At 54.7% G+C, this 20,969-nt stretch carries 12 protein-coding genes and 2 pseudogenes; all 14 read right to left on the reverse strand.

The annotated features are described in order from the left end of the window. Positions 1 to 3: 3 nt before the first annotated feature. Complete coding sequence (locus ACFPYJ_RS31900; RefSeq protein WP_379192468.1) at positions 4 to 1,146, reverse strand: ABC transporter ATP-binding protein; 1,143 nt, start codon at positions 1,144 to 1,146, stop codon at positions 4 to 6. Positions 1,147 to 1,283: 137 nt separating this feature from the next. Further along, a complete protein-coding gene (locus ACFPYJ_RS31905; RefSeq protein ID WP_379192414.1) occupies positions 1,284 to 2,162 on the reverse strand; it encodes a helix-turn-helix domain-containing protein in 879 nt (292 codons plus the stop codon). Between the two features lie 22 nt (positions 2,163 to 2,184). Next, a complete protein-coding gene (locus ACFPYJ_RS31910) occupies positions 2,185 to 4,329 on the reverse strand; it encodes an MGH1-like glycoside hydrolase domain-containing protein (protein ID WP_379192416.1) in 2,145 nt (714 codons plus the stop codon). 242 nt (positions 4,330 to 4,571) lie between these two features. Further along, on the reverse strand, positions 4,572 to 7,673 hold the full coding sequence (locus tag ACFPYJ_RS31915; protein WP_379192418.1) for a hypothetical protein: 3,102 nt from the start codon (positions 7,671 to 7,673) through the stop codon (positions 4,572 to 4,574). A 189-nt stretch (positions 7,674 to 7,862) separates the two neighbouring features. Continuing rightward, positions 7,863 to 8,176 (reverse strand): annotated as a pseudogene (locus ACFPYJ_RS31920) (4-hydroxythreonine-4-phosphate dehydrogenase PdxA); the annotation flags it as partial. Positions 8,177 to 8,287: 111 nt separating this feature from the next. Continuing rightward, positions 8,288 to 9,625, reverse strand: a complete 1,338-nt coding sequence (locus ACFPYJ_RS31925; protein ID WP_379192421.1) for an ABC transporter substrate-binding protein — start codon at positions 9,623 to 9,625, stop codon at positions 8,288 to 8,290. Positions 9,626 to 9,969: 344 nt separating this feature from the next. After that, the gene (locus tag ACFPYJ_RS31930) at positions 9,970 to 12,078 is read right to left on the reverse strand and encodes a glycoside hydrolase family 95 protein (RefSeq protein WP_379192423.1); all 2,109 of its coding nucleotides are present in this window, start codon (positions 12,076 to 12,078) and stop codon (positions 9,970 to 9,972) included. A gap of 13 nt (positions 12,079 to 12,091) precedes the next feature. Further along, positions 12,092 to 12,271: a glycoside hydrolase N-terminal domain-containing protein gene (locus ACFPYJ_RS31935; protein WP_379192425.1), complete on the reverse strand. Its 180-nt coding sequence runs from the start codon at positions 12,269 to 12,271 to the stop codon at positions 12,092 to 12,094. Positions 12,272 to 12,288: 17 nt separating this feature from the next. After that, positions 12,289 to 14,335 (reverse strand): annotated as a pseudogene (locus ACFPYJ_RS31940) (beta-galactosidase). A gap of 19 nt (positions 14,336 to 14,354) precedes the next feature. Beyond that, positions 14,355 to 15,554: a beta-galactosidase small subunit family protein gene (locus tag ACFPYJ_RS31945; protein WP_465263373.1), complete on the reverse strand. Its 1,200-nt coding sequence runs from the start codon at positions 15,552 to 15,554 to the stop codon at positions 14,355 to 14,357. After that, positions 15,484 to 17,571 (reverse strand): glycoside hydrolase family 2 TIM barrel-domain containing protein, encoded by a 2,088-nt coding sequence (locus tag ACFPYJ_RS31950; protein WP_379192429.1) that lies wholly within the window; start codon positions 17,569 to 17,571, stop codon positions 15,484 to 15,486. The genes ACFPYJ_RS31945 and ACFPYJ_RS31950 overlap by 71 nt, the downstream gene beginning before the upstream one ends. Continuing rightward, complete coding sequence (locus ACFPYJ_RS31955) at positions 17,568 to 18,968, reverse strand: four-carbon acid sugar kinase family protein (protein WP_379192431.1); 1,401 nt, start codon at positions 18,966 to 18,968, stop codon at positions 17,568 to 17,570. The genes ACFPYJ_RS31950 and ACFPYJ_RS31955 overlap by 4 nt, the downstream gene beginning before the upstream one ends. 12 nt (positions 18,969 to 18,980) lie before the next feature. Further along, a complete protein-coding gene (locus ACFPYJ_RS31960) occupies positions 18,981 to 20,237 on the reverse strand; it encodes a ribulose-bisphosphate carboxylase large subunit family protein (RefSeq protein WP_379192433.1) in 1,257 nt (418 codons plus the stop codon). 28 nt (positions 20,238 to 20,265) lie between these two features. After that, positions 20,266 to 20,934 (reverse strand): aspartate/glutamate racemase family protein, encoded by a 669-nt coding sequence (locus tag ACFPYJ_RS31965; RefSeq protein WP_379192435.1) that lies wholly within the window; start codon positions 20,932 to 20,934, stop codon positions 20,266 to 20,268. Positions 20,935 to 20,969: the final 35 nt, after the last annotated feature.

Raw genomic sequence — 20,969 nt, forward strand, 5'->3', positions numbered from 1 at the left:
TTTTCATCCCTCCACACGGTCATCGAGGTGCAGTAAATTTTCTCCTGTATCCAGATCGAAAAAGAGAGCTTTCCGCATATCAAGCGTCAGAATTACCTTCTCGTTTTCCTGGCTGCCCTGGTCAATGTTGGAGCGGGCAGTCATCAAATTTGCCGCCCCGATCTCGGCATATAAATATAGATCCGCTCCCATAAACTCGCTGAGCTTATGAATGCCCGGGATTTGCGAATGCGGGTGCGTCTCGCTCATGGCAGGATCCAAATAAACGTGCTCGCTTCGAATGCCGAGCATGACGGTCTTGTTGGCCTTTCGCTTATCGATCAGTATCTTCGACTGGCTTTGGGGAATGGCGAGCGAATATTGCCGGGTATGGAATTCAAGTGTACCGCCAGAGGTCTCGAGCAGCTTGCCTTCAACCAAATTGATCGGTGGAGCCCCCATGAATCCGGCCACGAACATGTTCTTCGGGCTGCTGTATATTCGCTGCGGCGTATCGACCTGCTGGACGATCCCGTCCTTCATCACTACGATGCGGTTTCCCATCGTCATTGCCTCAACCTGGTCATGCGTCACGTAAACCGTCGTAACGCCGAGCTGCTTGTGAAGCTTAATAATTTCCGTCCTCATTTGCACCCGCAGTTTAGCATCCAGGTTAGACAAAGGCTCGTCCATCAGGAAGACCGACGGATTGCGGACGATCGCCCTTCCGAGCGCAACACGCTGCCGCTGCCCGCCGGACAGCTGCCTCGGCTTGCGTTCCAGGAAATTTTCGATTTCCAGTGTGCGCGCCGCTTTTTTGACAGCCAAATCGATTTCGTGCTTGGGCAGCTTGCGCATGCGCAGACCGAACGCGATATTCTCATAAACGTTCATGTTCGGATATAAAGCATAGTTTTGAAATACCATGGCGATATCGCGGTCCTTCGAAGGCAAATGATTGACCAGACGGTCGCCGATATAGATTTCGCCGGAGGATATATTCTCGAGCCCGGCAATCATTCGCAAGGTCGTCGATTTACCGCATCCGGACGGGCCAACCATGACAAGAAATTCCCCATCCTTAATTTCCAGATTAAAATCTTTTACGGCGTAAAGCTTATCCTTGCCGTAACGCTTTTCCACGTGATTCAGTATAATACAGCCCACATTGGCACCTCCCGATTCCATTTTTATGTTAACGTTTTCAACTTTCATCGTATGGTACTCATTATATATTGGCCTCTTGATCGGATTATAGGTGCGGTTCGCACATTCTATAGGCGGTTTACGCTTTTGCAATGGATTTATTCGATTTTATACTCCTGGAAATTTTGCCGGTATTTCCTTGGTGTAACTCCGGTCTTCTTGCGGAACAAGGCGTGAAAAAACTTCATGTCCAGATATCCGACAAGGTTGGCGATTTCATGGATGGAGATATCCGTCGACTCGAGCAGTTCGCAGCATTTTTGAATCCGGATGTTCTGCAAATATTGGATGAATGTCAGCCCTGTTGATTTTTTGAACTGACGCTGAAAGTGGCTCACGCTCATATAGAAATGATCCGCCACATTTTGGGCCGTAATGTTTTTGGAGTAATGATTCTTAATAAAATGCATGACATCGTCCAGCTTATCGTTGGGTGAGGGCATGTATTCTTTTTCCATCTCCAGACGCTGCAGCAAAATCACCATTTGGATCAGGGTTGTACTCAATATGATTTCGCAGCCTTGGTTGCGTTTCAAATATTCCCAATGCATGTTATGGATCATGTTCTGGAGCGTGCTGTGCTTGTCATGAAACTGCAGCCATCTTCCTTTTCGCTCCTTCGGATAATGGATCAAGCGAATCGTTTCCGAATTTTCGGCGAAATAATGACTCCAGTTCTCCATCGCCTTGTTCCGGAAAATACAGTTGTACACAACAAGTACCTTGTCGCGTTCCGGGGAGGAAGGGCGGAATACATGAGAGGTGCCGATTGGAATGAGAAACACGTCCCCCTGCTTGACCGGCAGCACTTTATCCTCGATGTAATGAAAACCGCAGCCCTCTCCGACAATACTGATCTCGACAAAATCATGGGTGTGCTGACCGAGGGAAAACGCTTCCTGCTCCCGGTTGACGTAAATATCGATATCGAGGTCAAAGAAGCTCTCGCCCTTAAGCTCCGCCACTATTCCGTTCACGCCAATCTCCTCCTTCAGCTCTTCACCGCAATTCACTCAAAGGCAGCTCGAATCGGCAAAGCCGCTGACTTACGAAAGCTTGACTGCCGTTTACATACAATCGGTAGCCTTCTTCAATTCCGGTTTCATCCGGGGCGCTCCCTGGCTTGCGGTACGTAAGGCGAAGCTCCGCTCCGGCCGCTTTAACCCGGTCCAGGCAAAAATAATCGAGTCCGGCGTCGATCGGATCGAGGACGATACGGTGCTCCTCGATGGATAATCCGGCAATATGAGCAATCAGCAGATCGATATAAAACGAATGATTGTACTCCTGCTCGTCGCTGAGCGGCTCGCCCGTTGCGCTGTTGTAATGCTCGACGAGCCCGGGTTGGTTCAAGTCCCTATTGAAGAAGTGAAGGAACGAATATTCGCGCAAATAACGGGTGAACTGACCGTCATACCGGTGACCGCTTCGCTTGCTCTCCTTAGCCAGTGCGTCAAGGACAATCGAATTCGTATACGGCCAAGTCGGCCCGTCCCATACGCAGCCGTTTCGGCCTTTGACGAAATGCCCCATCCATCCGCCGTCTTTCGAATAGGCGGGACAGTCGGCAGAGACAGACGGAAACGGGCTGCCCGTGTTAAACTCTCCCGTATTGAACAAATGGGCGATGAGCGCATCATGCTTGCCTTCGATGATTTGCGCCCAAGCCGGATAGAAGCCGACGATATTTTTCACCAGCGCTTTTTCGTCGGTTTCATGATGAAGATCATAAAAGAATGCGCTTTCATCATCCCACATTTTTGTCAGGATATCCGCTCTGATGCCTGCGGCCTGCTCATGAAACTCCTCCGCATCCGGATCGCCCAGTTCCTCGCACAGCTTGGCTACGGCAAGCGCATTTAGATAATGGTATACCGTCCGGTCAACGCGTTTAACATGCGTATAGGTTTCAGGATCCTTGGGATTGCGCGGATACTGATGAAAATACCAATAGCTCGGCTGGTATTCCTTGCCCGTGCGGGTATGGCGGTATTCGATCATCAACTCGTCGCGGTCGCTGCCGTGTGCCCGCTTCCAGGCGGCGATCTGCGCTTTCAAGCCCGGCAGCAGCGCAGTCATCGTCTCCTTGTTCCGGTGGACCAGATACAGCTGATAAGCGGCCCAACAGGAGAAATTGGCGAAAGCGTGCATAACGGTGTCGACTGTCATGCAGCAGAACATGCCGTCCCCGTTCGGACTTTCCTTCATGTTCAGCAAAGAGCCTTCGCCGTATGTTGGATCGTGATGCCATCTGGCATCTATGAGATGCAGCGGGACGGACAGGTTGATCAGCTTGCAAAATTCCCAGCCCCCTTTGCTGAAAGGAGCCTTGCTTTTCTTATGCGATCTGCCCTCGTAGAACAAAGGGAACTGCAGATTCCCGTACTTCGGGTCGGCTAAATTGTGACGCAGTAAAAACCAGCGGTATGTCCACGTCTTGTTCAGCAGCGGATCGCTGCAGCGAAAACCCGGGATGTGATCGAACCACTGATTGTAAGCATCGATATAATCGGCGACAGTCTGCGAATGGGAACATCCGCTGCGGGCATACACGCTTGCCCTCCGCGAAAGTTCATCCGGCTGGTCTTGCCCGCTTATTCCGAGTGCTGCAGCAATCATGAAGGATTTCGTTTCCCCCGGCTTCAGGCGGACTTCCCGGAATAAGTCTTCATCGCTCGAAACAAGTGCGGCATCAATATTAAAGCTAAGGTGTTGGACCCGGAAATTGCCGTAAAGGCCGCCGTAAGTTTTATGAAAAACATCACCGTACGTTTCCAGCCTCAGAACAAGCTCCTCATCGCCGCGGTTGGACCACGTCTGGAAGGAGACAGCGCAATCGTCCCATGTAATAAACTTCTGTTCGCGGAACGATAACCGGTTATCCTCATATTCCATTCCCAAATGGCTTGGGTACCAGTCCGTCTGGCACGGCTCGAAGCTTTCGGTTGTGGATGCCGAAACGGTATAAAGCAGCGGGATGTTGACCTTATGGATATAATCGAACCTGCCGCTGAAACCGGGCTTCGGCTCCAAATAATCAGCCCAAAGGCGGGCTCCCGTCGAACCGAGCAATAAAGCGCCCGGCAATGTGCGAAGCGCTTTTCTTCCCGCACTGAGCTGTTCATCGATGCGGTATGCAGTCATGATGAATCCCCCCATTTCGTAAATTTGAATATCGTGCATATCTGTCAAAATCAGTATATATCACTGAGTTGACCGATCATTGGTGGATTCTGCCCGAACTATGGGGGAATTCTGCTTTTCAAGTCCGTATTTGTCGGCATGTCAGTCCTTCCCCGCCCTATATTTGCATGATCGCTTGCCCCCGATAAACACATCCGCCCCTGCCGGATGCCGGCAGGGGCGGAAAAAGAAGCAGCGACCGATTATTGAACGGACACGAAAGTCGAGTAGGTTTTTCCGCTTGGCGCAACCGCCGTCAAGGTGAAATCGATAATATTGTTATCCCCCGCATTGCCGCTGCCGGGCATATACACGATTCGATTGCTGCTGTCGATATAAATTTTATCTTTGATATCTGCAGACGTATTTGTTCGGTAATGAATGTCTCCGATTAAGAAAGATATACCGAATAAATCGTTATACTGGATTATTTTATCGTTTGCAAAGCTGTCTCCGAACTGGTCGGTTACGGTAACCTTTTTCATCAGATTTCCATCCCAGGGCAGAAGGCCGTTCAGAAGGCTGCTGTCGACAACGTTGGCAGACTTGTCGACTTTCAGCTCTTGAATCGTCGGACGCTCGTATTTAACCTCCACTTCCTTACTCAGCATTTGAGCCCCTGTCGGCGTATCAAAAATGACGGTAACCGTCGCCTTGCCGGCATTCAGTCCGATAATCCGGGATGCGTCGTCATCGCCGATCAAATCCGGGTCGGATGCTCCGATCTGCCTAATAATACCGGATGGGAGGGCTACTTCTCTGCCCAGCTGATCCTTAGCGCTGATTTCGATTTCCCTTGCGAACATATCTCTATTCTGGAGCAGATAGGTCGCATCGATGACCGTCGGTATTTCCCTGTGCTCGTAATAATATTTGCCGGCTGCGAACAACGTATCATCCAGATCCATTTCGTAAGTTAGCGTCTGGGTTCCTCCGAATACCTCTGCGTTGGCTGATGCCGAAGACTGAATGCCGAGGTTGGCGCCGGATGCGTCCACTCTTACGAGCGATGCGCTAAGCCGGTAAGTTCCTGTTTTCTTCGGATCGGCGACAAAAGTAACCCCTTTCCCGGAGCTATTGTTAATTTCGCTCCTGACTGTAGAGTTCACATCGCTTAGGACAGCCGCTCCCTTGGTTGTAACCGCCCCCGCTTCACCGCCGGTTCTCTCCAGCTTGTAATCGACTTTATATTCGGGAAGCGCTGAATTGAACTGATCACCGTACTGATCCAAAACCTTGAATTTCATCTGCTTTTCGGTCCCCGGAAGAAGCATGATGCTGTTGTCACCGTCCAGCTTAATGGATGAGGGCACCCGCTCCTTCGCTTGTTCGACATTGATGTTCAACTGCGCATTTTTGCCGATATACGTCAATATGACGCTGACTGCGGCCTGACCGGCGCCTGTGACACGGGCAATCCGGATCTTGCCCCTGTCCGGACCTGTCGCCTGTATAGCCGTTTTACGACTTACGTTCGGATTTACGCTGTAATCGGTCCGGGTCGGCGGGTCTGCTTCCAGCACCAGCTGGTCGGAACCCACGACCTGAATGAGGCCGGCCGTCTCGGCATCGACGATTTGCGAAGGCGAAAGGGCGTTCCCCCCCTCATCTTTGACAACAATCGGAATGTAAGCGTCCTCATCACCGACCGTCAGCGTATCCGAAAAGTCGATTTCAACCGAAGCAGGCATGCTCGCCCCCGCAACCTTCAACGTTACCGATGCCGTCTGGCCGTATATCTTAGAGAACATCATTAAATTCACTTCTTTACCGAGCTTCACATCCGGTGAAACCTCCAGCGTCAAGTCGGGATAACCGTCGTTGTCGTAATCGAATAGCTTGCCCATCGACGGGTTTTCGATAAATACGCCAGGTTCTGAGAAAGTTGAGGTGATTCCTCTGTCTCCTTTTATTAAATCGGGATCGCTGATACGAAAGCCGTACTGGTCGAAGACGGAAAATAAAAGGTAGGCCCTTCCTCCGGGCTTTAACGTATTATCAGACCCGAAAAATTTAAGATCGCCCGGTTCGATCTTCGAAACGACCTGCGGATCGCCGACTGTAAACAGCTTGCTGACCTGCTTGGTGTCAGCTGTCACCGGATTTAAAAATAGTAAAACAGAAACGGGCGTGCCTTTTGGCTCACGGCTCAAATTTAGCTGGAAGGCCTGCTTGCCTGCCAATGGGATGGCTTTGATACTTGCCGATCCCGTTTCAATCCGAAAATTGCCTGCCGTCCAATCGGACTGCTCGCCGAATTGATTTGCCGCTTTAAACTCGATGGTGACTTTGGATTGCGGCAGTATATCCGAAGATCCGGCAAACTCCAATGTCTCGAGCCGTTCATCCTCAGCGGTAAATTCAGCTTCCGCTTTATCGACGGTACCCTCGTCCAATCCGGACAGTTTGACTTGATATTTCCCTTGGACAAGCTTATCGTCCAGCGTAATCGTAGCTGACTTTTTATCTTCCGCCCATTCGGTATCGCAAGGCAGGTCCGATCCGTCTTTCGTTACGCCGAGCTTTGCTTTCTCGGTGTCAACCACTTTATTCAGCTTGACCGACACTTTCTTGACGCCGGCTGCCTGCGCTTCAAGGATCGATACTTTACCCGTTTCTTTACCTGCGAGAAACAGATTCCGTGCCTCGTAAGCGGCTAATGCCAGCTCATACCGGGTGACGGGCGCCGACCCTTCGAATGCCGCCCCGCCGTCTTTGTTTGTGAGCAGTTTATTTTCCAGCGCAAGCGCGACATAAGGGCGCGCCCACTGGTCAACGGTCTGGTCATCGATCGGCTGTGCCTGCAGTGCCGCATCCTCCAAACCAAGTCCCCGGATCAGAAACGCCGCCAGCTCTTGACGGCCGACCTCCCCTGCCGGATTGTAACGGGTTCCTTCCGCATCGTATCCTTTGGTCAATTTTGCCACTTTCAGAGCTTCGATGTACGGAAGAGCATAGCCGTTTGCATGATCCGGCAAGACATCCGAGAAGCTGGAAGCTTTCAGCTGAAGATCGACCGGCAATTCGAAAGCCAGGGCGGCCACTTTGGCCATCTGTGCACGGTTCATTTTTAAATCCAGTCCAAACCGATCAGCTGAAATGCCATTGAATATGCCCGATTTGATCAAGACGTCGAACTTATCCTTCACTTCGGCCGGAAGATCCTTCAAATCAGTGAAACGGTCGGCCGCATTCTCCACCGTCCCCTCTTCCGCCGGAACTGTTTCCTCCGCCATCGCAGCGGGGGAACAGAACGCGTAAAACAAAAGCAGAAGAGAAAGAAACCCGTATATTCGTTTCATCATTCACACTTCCTTCATGGTTGTTATAGAATATAAGCGCTTACATAAGTTTAATATACGTTAACCTTCAAACATAACATCCCTCCCTCTTGTATAGGATAAATTGTATATGTCGGGTTCAGCATATTTATAGGCTGTCTTCATCCTCATTATAGGCGATTTCACGCTGCCCGCTTTTTTTCCCGCTTTTATTTAGCAGTATGCTCCTTTCGGCGTAAGCTCCGCTGCTGCATGAAGCGCCGCAAGCAGGCTCCGCTCATCCGCTTCGTTCCGGCCGGCGATATCGAATGCCGTTCCGTGATCGACAGAGGTTCGGATGACGCCGCCATGTAGTCCGACGGTGATATTGACACCGGCTTCGATCCCAGCACTTTGACAGGCGCATGGCCCTGATCGTAGCAGCAGGCAACCACGATGTCGAAATCACCCCGCGCAGCCCGGAAAAACAGCGTATCCGCGGGGTATGGGCCCATCGCGTCGATTCCCTCTGCACGGCCTCGTTCGATTCAGAATTCTCAGTTTTTCCCGGCGGTTTGAAATTGATAGTGCCTGGCAGGTTCACTCATGTAAATTCTCTCCCGACTATGCAGGCAGCCTTGAGCGGCATGTCCAGCCTTTTATTCGTGCGGACTGTCGCCGCCCTGCTTGTGGATCGCTATCGTCTCTTGGATGGCTTTATCCATCGCTTCATTGGCGATCCGAAGAGCAGTTTGGTTGTCTTTGGATTCTTTGGCAATCGAATCCCACACCAGGTCCGTGTTGGCGTATATATAGGTCAACCCCGGTTTGCGTGCAGGAGGCTTAGCGCCTGTCAAATAAAAGATCGATTGAAAATGCTTCCCGTTCCATTCCGGTATGCCTTTCCCGAATGCCTGTTGAACCGCCGGATTTGTGAGTGGAGATAGGACCCCCTGTTTGGACAGCTCGGTTTGAACTTCCGGCGACAGCAGATAAGCGATGACTTGGAAGGCAAGATCCTTATGTTTCGATTGCTGCGTGATGAACATGCCGTTTGTGCTGGGCTGGAATTTGGATGTAGGCGCTTCCGGAAATACGGGAATGGAAGAAATATCGAAATTGATGTCCTTATTCTCATTGACGATTCGAAAAGCATTTTCCATCGTATCCACGATCATGGCAGTATTGCCTTTGACGAATTCATTCGTTTTCACCAATTGATTGCCGGGGATTTCATAGAATCTTCTAATATTGTTTACGATTTTCAACCAATTGTCGGATATCATGGCTGACTTTTCTTCATTCGGGTCTAGCGCAGGCTCCGAGAGTTGATTAAACCTCATGTAATGGGCGGGATTCATCTGAAATCCTTTATAGGTGCTGTCTCCCTCCTGACGCGTCAATTTTTTGGCCAATTCATAAGCCTCGTTCCATGTCATACCGTCCTTGGGATAGTCCACGCCGAACTTGTCGAACAGATCCTTGTTGTAAATCAGCACATAATCGTTCGTATTAAAAGGCGGCGAGTAAAGTTTTCCATCGGATGTATTAATGGAATGCTGCATATCGGACGGGTTCAATGTGCTGGTGTCGAAATTGTATTTTTTGATCAGATCGCTCATGTCGTATTCCAGCTTGAACTTTCTAATCTGCCGGTATGTGTTGCGGCCGACATCGTCGAATACGATATCGGGGATGGTTCCCTTTGCAATCAAATCCTCATATCTCGTTCCGTCGTTCCAGGCGATATGTTTGAGGTTGATATCCGGGAACTTCTTTTTAATGAATTGACCGACCTGCTTTTCGAAAATGGCTTCGTCGACATAGAACGCGGGCCAGGCCGTAAAGATGAACAGCTCGTTATCAGGCGTATCTACGGTTTCCTTTTGATTTTCCACTACCTCTGAATTGTTCTTGCTGTTATTATTTTCTGTGCATCCGATAGATCCGATCATTGTCAGTGATAATACAAGCGCTAAACAAATCCTGTTCTTCATCGTTTAATAAACCTCCAATTATTAGATCTTCTTAGAGAAAAGACGAATGAAAATAGATGCTTTGGCGCTGCAATCATCTGCAGAATGGACTGGATTTCACATCATTCACCCCCTGACATTATGAGAATCAAGCTCGCCCCCCAATATTCCGCAAGCCCAGATGTCTAAGGCAGCCTATTAAAACATATACGCTCTGGAAGTAAGAACCAATAGGCATTCCGCGCATAATGTAGGCGTTTTCAGCCATCATGTACGGCGTTACCCGGCCCAGCGGCTTATTGTCGAGCTGAATTCAAGCCGCCCGGCGGGTATCTGAATGAGTGGGGAGCGGCCGGTTTTCCAGGTTAAGCTAGGGGTGAAATGATGTAAGCGGCACCTGCTTCCGTCCTGAATTCAACTACCGACGGTTCGACGTCCAGAATCTCGACGGCTCCCTCATTTACCTGCACAGGCGTCCCCTCCCTGATCCGGCACACATTCCCGTTTATCGACTCGATTACAGCTCTCCTCAGCCTTCCGCTGCTCCATTCCATGTTTACGGTGAATCCCCCGCGCGCCCGAAGACCGCGGATCCGGCCCTCCGGCCACGTCCCGGGAAGCGCCGGAAGCAGGCTCAGCTCGCCGGCGTGACTTTGCAGCAGCAGCTCCGCAATACCTGCCGTCGCTCCGAAATTGGCTTCGATCGTAAGTGGATGAAAGGTCAGCTTCGGATGACGATGCGCATTGAAGAGGTTGGGGAACGGATTTTTGAGCAGCTTGGTCAAATAACGGTGCGCCATCTCCGGATCTTCAAGTCTGGCAAACAGGCTGATGAGCCACGCGAAGCACCAGCCGATCGCGTCTTCCTTCTCATGCAGCAGTCTGCGCTCAATCGTTACCCTGCAAGCGTTCGCGAGCGTAGAATCGGCGCGCTTGTCAATCTGATGCCCGGGATGCAGGGCATAGAGATGCGCCATGTGACGATGTCCCGGCTCCGCTTCCTCAAAGTCTTCGAACCACTCCTGAAGCTGGCCGTGGCGTCCAACCGCAAGCGGACGGAGCTTGGCGCGGGCGGCAGTCAGCTCCTTGCGGAGCTCTTCGTCGGTATCAAGTATGGCGGAAGCCTCGATACAGTGTGTAAACAGCTCCCAAATAAGCGAATTGTCCATCGTCGAACCTAAGCTGACCGCCGACTTCCTGCCATCCGGTCCAATAAACGTATTTTCCGGCGACGTGGACGGATTCGTGACTAAATATCCTTCCGAATCCGGCACAAGCCAGTCCAGGAAAAACAGAGCGGCTTCCCTCATGATCGGGTAAGCCCGGCCTTCGAGGAAAGCCCGGTCGCCGCCGAACCAATAATGTTCCCAGAGGTGCTGGCACAGCCACGCCCCCGCCATCGGCCAAAACGCCCAGCTCGCCGGACCCTGCGAAGGGCCGCCGGAAGGCGTTGTGATTCGCCAAAGATCAACGGAGTGGTGGCTTACCCAGCCTCTGGCCTTATAGTGGACGCGCGCCGTCTCCTTCCCTGACGAGCGCAAATCCTCGAGCATATCGAATAAAGGCATGTGACATTCCGCCAGGTTGCATGTCTCGGCAAGCCAGTAATTCATCTGTGTATTAATATTGACCGTATAATTGCATGCCCAAGGCGGCCTGGCCCGGTCGTTCCATATTCCCTGGAGGGTAGCCGGCTGCGTGCCCGGCCTGGAGCTTGCAATGAGCAAATACCGGCCGAACTGGAAAAACAGCACGGCCAGCTGCTCGTCGGCTTCGCCATCCCGCAAAGCTTGTATCCGTTCATCCGTCGGGAGCTCCTGCAGCCCCGGCGCGTTAAGCTCCAGCTCTACTCTGCCGAACAGCTCCCGATAATCCGCCAGATGCCGTTGAAGCAGCTCGTCGTACGAGTATTCGGCTGCCCGCGCAAGCCATTCCCGGCAGAGGCCGGCGGCATTTTCCCAAAGCCGGTTCCCGTGCGCCTCCACACGCCCGCCTTCCGGTAACGCGCGAAGCTGCACCTCGAACCGGACGCCTTTTTCCTCCTCATAGATGACCGGTTCCGTGCTTTTCGCATGAAATGGATCGACGCGGCTCGGGCTTTGTCCGGACAGTATGATCATATCTGGCGCTCCCTTGCGCGTGCTGTGATTAAGCAGACTGTCCAGCGACGCCTGCAGAGATACTTTGCCCGGCTGATCGGCCGTCATCCGAACGACCATAATCTGATCGACCGCGGATACGAAGGTTTCACGGGAATACCGGACCCCGTTCAGCGTGAATTGTGTCCGGCAGACGGCATCGTTCAAGCTCAGCTCCCGCCGGTAATCGGAAGCTTCGCCGTTCCCGTCGAGCTGAATATACAGATCGCCCATGGATTGGTAGGAAGCCGTCCATGGACCGAGCATATGCTCTTCGATCATTTGCTGGGCTTCCGGGTACTTCCCTTCAAAAATTAGTTTTCGCGCGCCATCCAAGTATTCTGCCGCTTCATGGTTGTTCGGGTCGTAGGGGGTGTCCGGACCAAAGCGTATCCTCGTTCAGCAGGATACGCTCACGTCCCGTTCCGCCGAATACCATTCCCCCCAGTCTCCCGTTTCCAACAGCCAGCGCTTCCACCCATTCGGAGGCCGGCTTGCGGTACCACATGGTTAAATCGTTATCGCTCATCGCGCGGACCCGCTCCTTTACGAATTTGTTAGACCTTCAAGAATAAAGACGCCATGCGCAGGGAGTGCCGCTTCCCCGCTTAATCGCATGCCGGTAAGCAGCTCCATAGACGGCTCTTCCCCGATTTGAACGGTTGACGGCTATCGTTGTGATTGAGCAGAAACGTAAACCTCCGCCCGTCCCTCTCCCGTACGCTCGCTTCTACACCCGGCGGTGTCTGGGCAATCGGGACGATATTTAGCTTGTCTGCCAAATGTTTAAAGAACACCGCCAGGAATGCAGCTTCCGGATCGGACGCGATATACCAGGCCTCGCCTTTGCCGAACCGGTTGCGGGTAAGCGCGGGCATGCCGCGATAGAAATCGCCGCCGTAAACCGCTTCCATTTCGGCTCCCTCCGTGTGCAGAAGGTCGCATAGCGTCCCGCACGAGTAGGAGCCTTCCAGTCCGTCCAGTTTTCCTTTCATCACCATCGAATTCGGTTGTCCGGGGAAAAGCGCGTCGGTTTCTTCGACCCAAATGCCGAGCAGCTTCCGCAGCTCGCCGGGATATCCGCCCAGCGTGACCAGATCGTTCTCGCTGACGATACCGCTGAAGAACGTCGTCACAAATGTTCCTCCGCCGGCCGTATATGCCTCCAGCTTCGCCGCATAACCCGGTTTCACCATGTAAAGCACAGGAGCGATGACAAGGTCATAATCGCTGAGTTCGGTTTTCAGGCCGATCATATCAACCTGCACGCTGCGGTTATAGAAGGCATCGTAATAGTTCTGAATTTGCTCCAAATAGATGAGCTGCGCGGTGGGCCCGCTCGAATGCTCGATCGCCCACCAGTTGTCCCAATCGAAAACGATCGCGACTTTCGACTTCGTCGTCGCGCCGAGCAGCGTATCGCCCAGTGCTTCAGCTCGCGGCCGAGCTCCGCGCATTCGCGGAACACCCGCGTATGCTCATGCCCGGCATGATCGATGACGGCGCCGTGAAACTTCTCGAACGCCCCGGCGGAGCGACGCATCTGGAAAAACATGACCGATTCGGCTCCACGGGCGAGCGCCTGATAGCTCCACAGCCGCATGACGCCCGGCCGCTTAAGCGGATTAACATCCTTCCAGTTCAGCTGGCTCGGGCTTTGCTCCATAAGCATGTACGGGGCGCCGTCTTTCATCCCGCGCATCAGATCATGCCGCATCGCGATCCGGCTCATCGGCATATCGTTTGTCGGATAGCTGTCCAGCGCGACGATGTCCAGCTCCTTGGACCACTTGAAGTAATCCAGAGGCTTGTAGGTTCCATTGCTTTGGTAGTTCGTCGTGACGACCGCATCTGGAATGACCGCTTTGATCGCATCGCGTTCAAGCGTATAGCAAGCCAAGATGCTGTCCGAATTGAAACGGTCGTAGTCGAGCGATATGCCCTGAAATGCCGTATTGTCATGGCTTGAAGCGCTCAAATGCTCGCTAAGGTAGCTGGGCAGCACGATTTCGTTCCAATCGTAAAACGTATGTCCCCAGAACGACGTATACCAGGCGCGGTTCAGTTCTTCCAGCGTGCCGTACCGCTTCTGCAGCCAAACCCGGAACGCCCGCTCGCAATTGTCGCAATAGCAGCGCCAGCAGTATTCGTTGTTGACATGCCAGAGCAGCAGCGCAGGATGGTCCTTATACCGCTCGGCCAGCTTGCCTGCCATCCGCTGCGAATATTCGCGGAAGGTCGGGCTGTTCGGGCATGAATTATGCCGGCGGCCAAACTTCCGCTTCCTCCCTTGCGTATCGACCGTAAGGACGTCGGGATATTTGCGGGCCATCCAGGCGGGGTGGGCTGCCGTACTTGTTGCCAAACAGGCATGCACACCGTTTGCGTGGAGCATATCCATCACATCGTCCAGCCATTCGAAACGGTACGTTGTCTCGTTCGGCTGGCTGAGCGCCCATGAAAATACATTAACGGTGGCAATATCGATCCCGGCAAGCTTGAACAGCCGCATATCCTCTTCCCATACTTCTCTTGGCCATTGCTCGGGATTGTAATCGCCGCCGTACAAAATTTTCGTCTGCTTCTTAATCATCGTAAGCAAGATCCTTTCCTTAATCAGAATGGTGCCAGGGGATCGGCTCCGGCAGAAGTCGGCTCTCTAATATGGAACCGCATTCGCCTGCCGCGTAAGGTTTGAGGCGGACAGCGAAAACAGTCGGCTCCGGCGCAATCAGATAGGCCGGGAGGGTAGGAGCGTATCCGCAGCTATGATTGCCGATGCCGGATTGCCGCATATCGACGCTGACTTCGTATTCCCCAAGCGGCGATAAATCCGAAAGATGCTTGGCCCGGCTGAGCGCTTGTGCCGAATATTGCTGCACGCCGACTTGGCCGAGCGGTGACCCGATGCCGGAAATGATCAGCCCGGTTCCGTTCGGATCGCTAGTGGCGGCCAGGCGGACGTCTGCTTTGCTTCCGTTCTCCTGCGGCTTGATATACGGAACGAACTGCTCTGCCGCCGTTCCTTCATACAGGCCCAGCTTGCCGCTCTCCTTGCGGTCGGCGTAACATTCATGCGGCCCGCGGCCGAACCAGGAGAACCGTTCGAACCGCTCCGGTACCCGCAAACGCAAGCCGACTCTCGGCAGGGGCGGCAGTCCTTCTTTTGCCGGTATGAGGCTGGTTTCGATCGTGACATCCCCGCTGCCGTAAATCGTATAGAGCTGTGCCGCTTCGAACAAAGGCCGGGTGCCTTTTACCCCAAGGATGCCATTCGCCTTGATCTGCACGGCTTTGCCGCCTGCCGCCGAACGCACCGCGATATCGCGGACGAAAGCTTCAAGCTCGTGATAGCCGGCTTCCCGCCACCGCTTCGCCAAATGGACGTCGTTATCCGCCGGCGCGCGCCAAAGATTGATTTGCGGCCCCGCCGTAAGGAGCGGTTCGCCCCTATACGACCATGCTGCGATACCGCCGTTCAGCTTGTCGAACGAGAGTGTAAAATGCTCGCCGGTTACGCTTATGAAACGCCCGTTCTCTTGCATCTCGAGCGCGTCCATCGTTTGGACGCGAACGACCGGATAAGCGGATGCTGATGCGGATCCGGATTCCGGCAATGGCAAAGGGAAGGGGAGATCCGCCCATGCAACCTCGTGCCCGGCCTGCGCCCACAGCGTCCGCTCGCGCAGCGTGAAGCTGATGTGCAGCCAGTATTCGCCGCCATCTTCCAATCGCTTTATCTTATGCGGAATCATGACGTTCTCTTCGCACCCTGGCGGAATCCGAAGCGGCGGCAGCTCCCCTTCTTCCAACGCCGTCGCGGTACACGTACCAGCGGACCGTCAAATGCTCCATCGTGACCGTATCGTACCGGTTGCCGATGCGAACGGTACCCTGCTCCAGGTTTACCGGATGAACGGTTACCGGTTCGATCGCCTTTTTGAACTCGAGAATGGCAGGCTTAAGACTGCGGTCCGGAAACAGCAGGCCGTCGATGCAAAAGTGGCCGCTGTTCGGCTCATCTCCGAAATCGCCGCCGTAGGCGTACTCGCAGCTTCCGTCCGCCTTGCGGCGTCGAATGGCGAGATCCATCCATTCCCAGATCAATCCGCCGCAAAGCCGGGGGTACTTATACACAGTGTCCCAATATTCCTTCTGATTGCCGAGTGCATTGCCCATTGCATGGCCAAACTCCACCATCAGGTACGGACGCGTCTCTTCTGTCTTCATGCCTTCCGCGATCAGCATGTCCACCGAAGGGTACATGCTGCTTACGATGTCAACGATCTTCGCATCCTTCGCCCGTTCGTAATGAATCGGGCGGGTTGGGTCCGCCTCCCGTGTCCAGGCTGCCATCGCATCATGATTTTCCCCGTAGCCCGATTCGTTCCCGAGCGACCACACGATGACGGAAGGATGGTTTTTATCGCGCTCCACAAGCCGAACCATCCGATCCACGAACGCTTCTTTCCATTCGGGATCCTCGGCCAAACGGCTCTCGTAAGCTGTTTTCTCGTCGGGGTTGTCGATCCATCTGCTGATCTCGCCGAGAAAAACGCAGCCATGCGTCTCCAAGTCCGCCTCGTCGATGACATACAAGCCGTAACGGTCGCACAGGTCGAGCCACCGCTCGTCGTTCGGATAATGGGAGCAGCGAACCGTGTTGATGTTGTGCCGCTTCATCAGCTCGATGTCCTGTACCATGGCGTCCAACGTTGTCACATAGCCGAGATCGGGATCGAATTCATTGCGGTTTACCCCGCGGATGACAATCGGTCTGCCGTTTACTTGCAGCATACCGTCCGCTGCCAGCACATCCCGGAAACCGACCGCATAACGGTGAACCTCCGTTACCGTGCCTGAGGCTTCATCGATCAAGGTCAGCAGCAGCGTATAAAGGTAAGGCTGCTCGGCCGACCAAAGCCCCGGGTCGCGCACGGGAAGCCCGATCCGGAGGACGGTTTCCGAATGCGGTTCCGGCATCGCGGTTTCAATGACCGCAAGCTCGGCCGCCCTTTCCGCTGCGTCATCCAGCAGCTCCGCCAGAAGGCGGCAGCCGGAAGCCGGGTGTCCAGTTCTATTGCGGAGGGTCACGGCTACCTCCAGCTCGCCTTCCCGATACGTCTTATCCAGCCTGGTCCTTATCAGGACGTCGCGCATATGGATGCCGGGCACGGCGAGCAGGCAAACGTCGCGGAAAATGCCGCTCAGCCGCCATTTGTCCTGATCCTCCAAATAGCTGCCGGTCGACCATTGATACACCCTCACCGCCAGCTTGTTCTCGCCTTGCCGCAGATGGGCCGTAATATCAAACTCCATCTTGTTATGGCTTCCCTGTCCGAAGCCGGCCTCCCTGCCGTTGATCCAGACATGAAAAGCGGCGTCCACCCCGTCAAACGACAGGAGCACCGATCTTCCCGCCCAATCGTTTGGGATATCGAACGTATGCAAATAAGAGCCCGTCGGGTTCATCTTCGGGATATGCGGCGGATCGACCGGAAAAGGGTATTTGCTGCTGCTGTATAGAGGCACGCCGCAGCCGTGCAATTGCCAGTTGGAGGGGACCGGGATTACATCCCAATCGCCCGCGTCAAACGAGTCCTCATAGAATCGCTCCGGCGCATCGCCCGGGCTCTTGGCATACCGGAATTTCCAGTTCCCGTTCAGCAAACGGTAATAGGGAGATGCGTTTCTGTCGCCGCTTAGCGCCGTTTGCCGGTCCGAGTACGGAATGGAGGCAGCGCGCGGCCGCTCTGTATGAAGCTGGAGCACCTTCGGATTTTCCCAATCGGGCTTGCTGGTGCTGCTGCCTGGATTTATGACCTTCATCTTCTTCCTCCCTGCCTGACAAGCTCGAAATAATCGCCGCCGCCGACCTGACCGCCCTTTAGCGACAGCTCAAGTCCATTCATGCGCCGCTCCTCAGAGTAACACCTGCAGAGCGGACCGCCCGGCACGATCGCGCTCAGGCAGGACATCGCATAGATGCCGAGCTCTCTTGTCACGTAACCGGACGTATCCCCGCCGGCGATCAATATACGCGTTAAATCGGTTTGGGCTAAAATCGCCTTCGTCAGCCTTCCGAGCTCCGTTCCGATAAAACGGCCCGAGTCCGCGTTCTCCATGCCATGGTGGCGGAACGCCTCCCGGAGCTTGCCGATTGCCGGATCCTGCGGACCGGAGGCTGTATAAAGAATGACGCTTCGTCCCTGCCTGATCAGACGGACGGCGCGCTCAAGCAGTTCTTGCTTCGACCGCAGCGCTTTGTCCGCACCCAGCCAGTCCTGCACCGGCACCTTGATGCCTTCGTACCCCTGCGATAATGCCTTCTGCAGCTGCAGCTCCGTAACCGGCGAGCAGCTGCCGGATACGACCAGCAGCCGGTCTACGCTGCCGGGAGCTTCCCATTGCACGGGCTCCCTGGGAATAAGTCCCTCAGCCCGCCAATGGGCGGTCAAAGCGTATTCGATACCGGAGGAGCCGATGGCGAACAGGCCGCCCCCGCCTCTTAACGCCTCCTCCCATATAAGCCTCCCTGCCGTTTCCAGTCTGGGCTCGTCGAGGACATCGAACAAAATCGCATCATCGGAGCCGTTTGCCCGCTCCTCCAGCCTTTCCCTCACCGCTTCAGGTGCCCCGTCCAGCGCCGTCAAGTCCATCAGCCCGACAGGCAGGTTCGTCTGCAGCGCAAGATGCTGCCGCAGATCCGATTCGCTCATCGGTGTGATCGGATGGCGCGACATGGTCGGGTGCCGGTCCAGCCGGTATGTACCCTCGCCGCCCGCTCCGGCAAAATGATGGCCGAACACCGTATACCGTTTTAGAAGCGGAACACCAGCCAGAAGCGGTATGTACCTCTGCCCCGGAAACAGCCGCCTGCCGAGCTCCAGCACCTTGCCGATGCTCCCGGTCTGTGGTGAAGAATCGAAAGTCGAACATATCTTATAATGAACGACGGCCGCCCCGTACGAATTCAGCCGTTCGAGCTGCGGCCCAAGCTCCCGCTCCATCGCCTCCGGCGTGATCGAGCGGCTTACGCCCGCAATCCCGAAGCACCTCGCCCCCGGAAACCGCTCGGCGAGCAGTTCCGCTGGCGGCGGCGCCAGAAACAGAACGGTCTCGACGCCGCTTGCGGCAAGCGCCTCGAGCGCATCCGTCGAGCCTGTAAAATCATCGCCGTAAAAGCACAGCAACCGGGCGACATTCACTTTATCCACGTTATTCATCGGGCATGGTCCTTACTTTGTAAATTTGTCAATCGCCTGCTTTAATGCAAGATGCGTCATTGCGAATTGCCCGGAAGGAATCCCGCGGACGGCTGCTTCCCAGCCCTGCTTCATGCTTTCCACTCCGGCGGCCGGGCCCTCCGGGTGAGCCAGAATGCCTCCTCCGGCCAGATGCATGACATCGACCGTCCGGGTCCGTTCATAAGTAATCTCAGCCGTGCCGGCCCATTGGCCGGAGGACAAGACGGGCATCGTTCCGTAACCGCCTAACAGCGGCTTCATGCAGTTTTGTACAGATCGGACAACCGATTCATCGCTTTCGTAAAACTTGCTGCTCAGGCCGTTCACATGCAGGTGATCGGCTCCGGCCAGCCGGCACAGCTTCTGGTAAGCGGTAAACGACATGCCGAGCAGGCCGTGTCTTGTCAGCATCCCCCATTGATTGCGATGGCCGTGGATCGGCACTTCGCTGAAGCCGTTCAAATACGCCAGCCCCGCGAGCCCGATGCTGTTGATACTGACCATAACGCAGCTGCCGCCCGCCTGCACAACCGTGTCGTGATTGCGGCGCAGGTCGCCGATGTCCCCGGTAATGTTGAACGCGTACATGACCCTTTTGCCCGTACGGTCTGACGCCCGATTTATCGCCTTCATGACCGTCTCCACCTTCTCCCGGAGCGGAAAATATGGCGGATCGGCGTTCAGCTCGTCATCCTTGATGAAATCAAGCCCCGACAGGGCAAGCTCGTACACGAGCGCCCCCAGCTCTTCGGCGCCGAGTCCGACACTCGGCTTCACGATCGTACCGATGATCGGGCGTCCCTCTACGCCGGTCAGCCGGCGCGTCCCTTCGATGCCGAAGCGCGGCCCCGGATAACGCTCCGCGAATTCCTCCGGCAGCTCAAGATCCATAAGCCTCAGGCCCGACAGCTCCCGCAGCTCGAACAGATTGCCGGCAACCGCCGCCATCAGATTCGGGATGGACGGCCCGAAATTATGCAGCGGGAACGAAACGACCACTTCCCCGCGCGTGTATACGCCGTTATGCGATGGCGGAACTTTTGCCCCCGGCAGAGACGGCTGCCGAACTTCGTCAAGCGCCGTAACCCGCTCCAGCCGGGCGCCGTACCGTTCCTTCAGCGACTCGGTTTCTCCCGGCACGGCCGTGAACGTTCCCGTCGACTGCTCTCCGGCGATCGCCTGTGCCGCACGCTCCAAGGCATGCGGCGTTTCGACCAGATAGGTGGCCATTACTCTTTTCGACTCCATGATTCACACCGCTTTCCGTTAAATGGACTTATGCCTGCAGCCGTTCCAGCAGACGCTTCAAGGCCGTAACGCCTAAATAGGGACTGGAAAATACCGGCTTGCCGGTTCGCTCCTTGAGCGCAGCTTCCATTCTTGCCATCGAGCCCTGTGCCAGCACGAATGCGTCAACGGATGCGGCGAGCTTCTCCGCCGTCTCCTGAATTAACCGGTCATGCTCCTCCGGCTTTCCGCCGACGAGCGCATCATACGCGCCTTCAGCCAGACCTTCGACCGCCTCAACCGACTTTCCTGCTGCCTGCGCCTGCAAGCGGATCAGCGCAACCGTCGGATTCAACGTCGTTGGAAGCGTGGCGATGACGCCGATCCGCTCATAGCGGGCGACGGCCTCCTGAGCCATCAGCTCGTCGATTTTGACGATCGGTACAGGGAGAAAGGGCCCGGCCTGATCCGCAACCGCGCCCACGGATGAACAGGTATTCAATATAACGTCCGCGCCGATTTCCGCCGCGTTCCGGTAATAGCTCATGAGGCGGCCCGCCACCTGCGGGGTGACCTGCCCGGCCTTGACTACGTCGTGAATCAGACTGTCGTCCACGATATTGACGAGCCGGCAATCCGGCAGAAGCTCGTTGAACACCTTTTTTAACGGCTCCGCAAGTCCTTGGCCGGTATAAATCGCTGCAACCGTTTTCTTCATCTAATAAGCACTCTCCTTACGTTATAAATTCGTAT

The organism is Paenibacillus solisilvae (assembly GCF_042656405.1).
Classification (GTDB): domain Bacteria; phylum Bacillota; class Bacilli; order Paenibacillales; family Paenibacillaceae; genus Paenibacillus_Z; species Paenibacillus_Z solisilvae.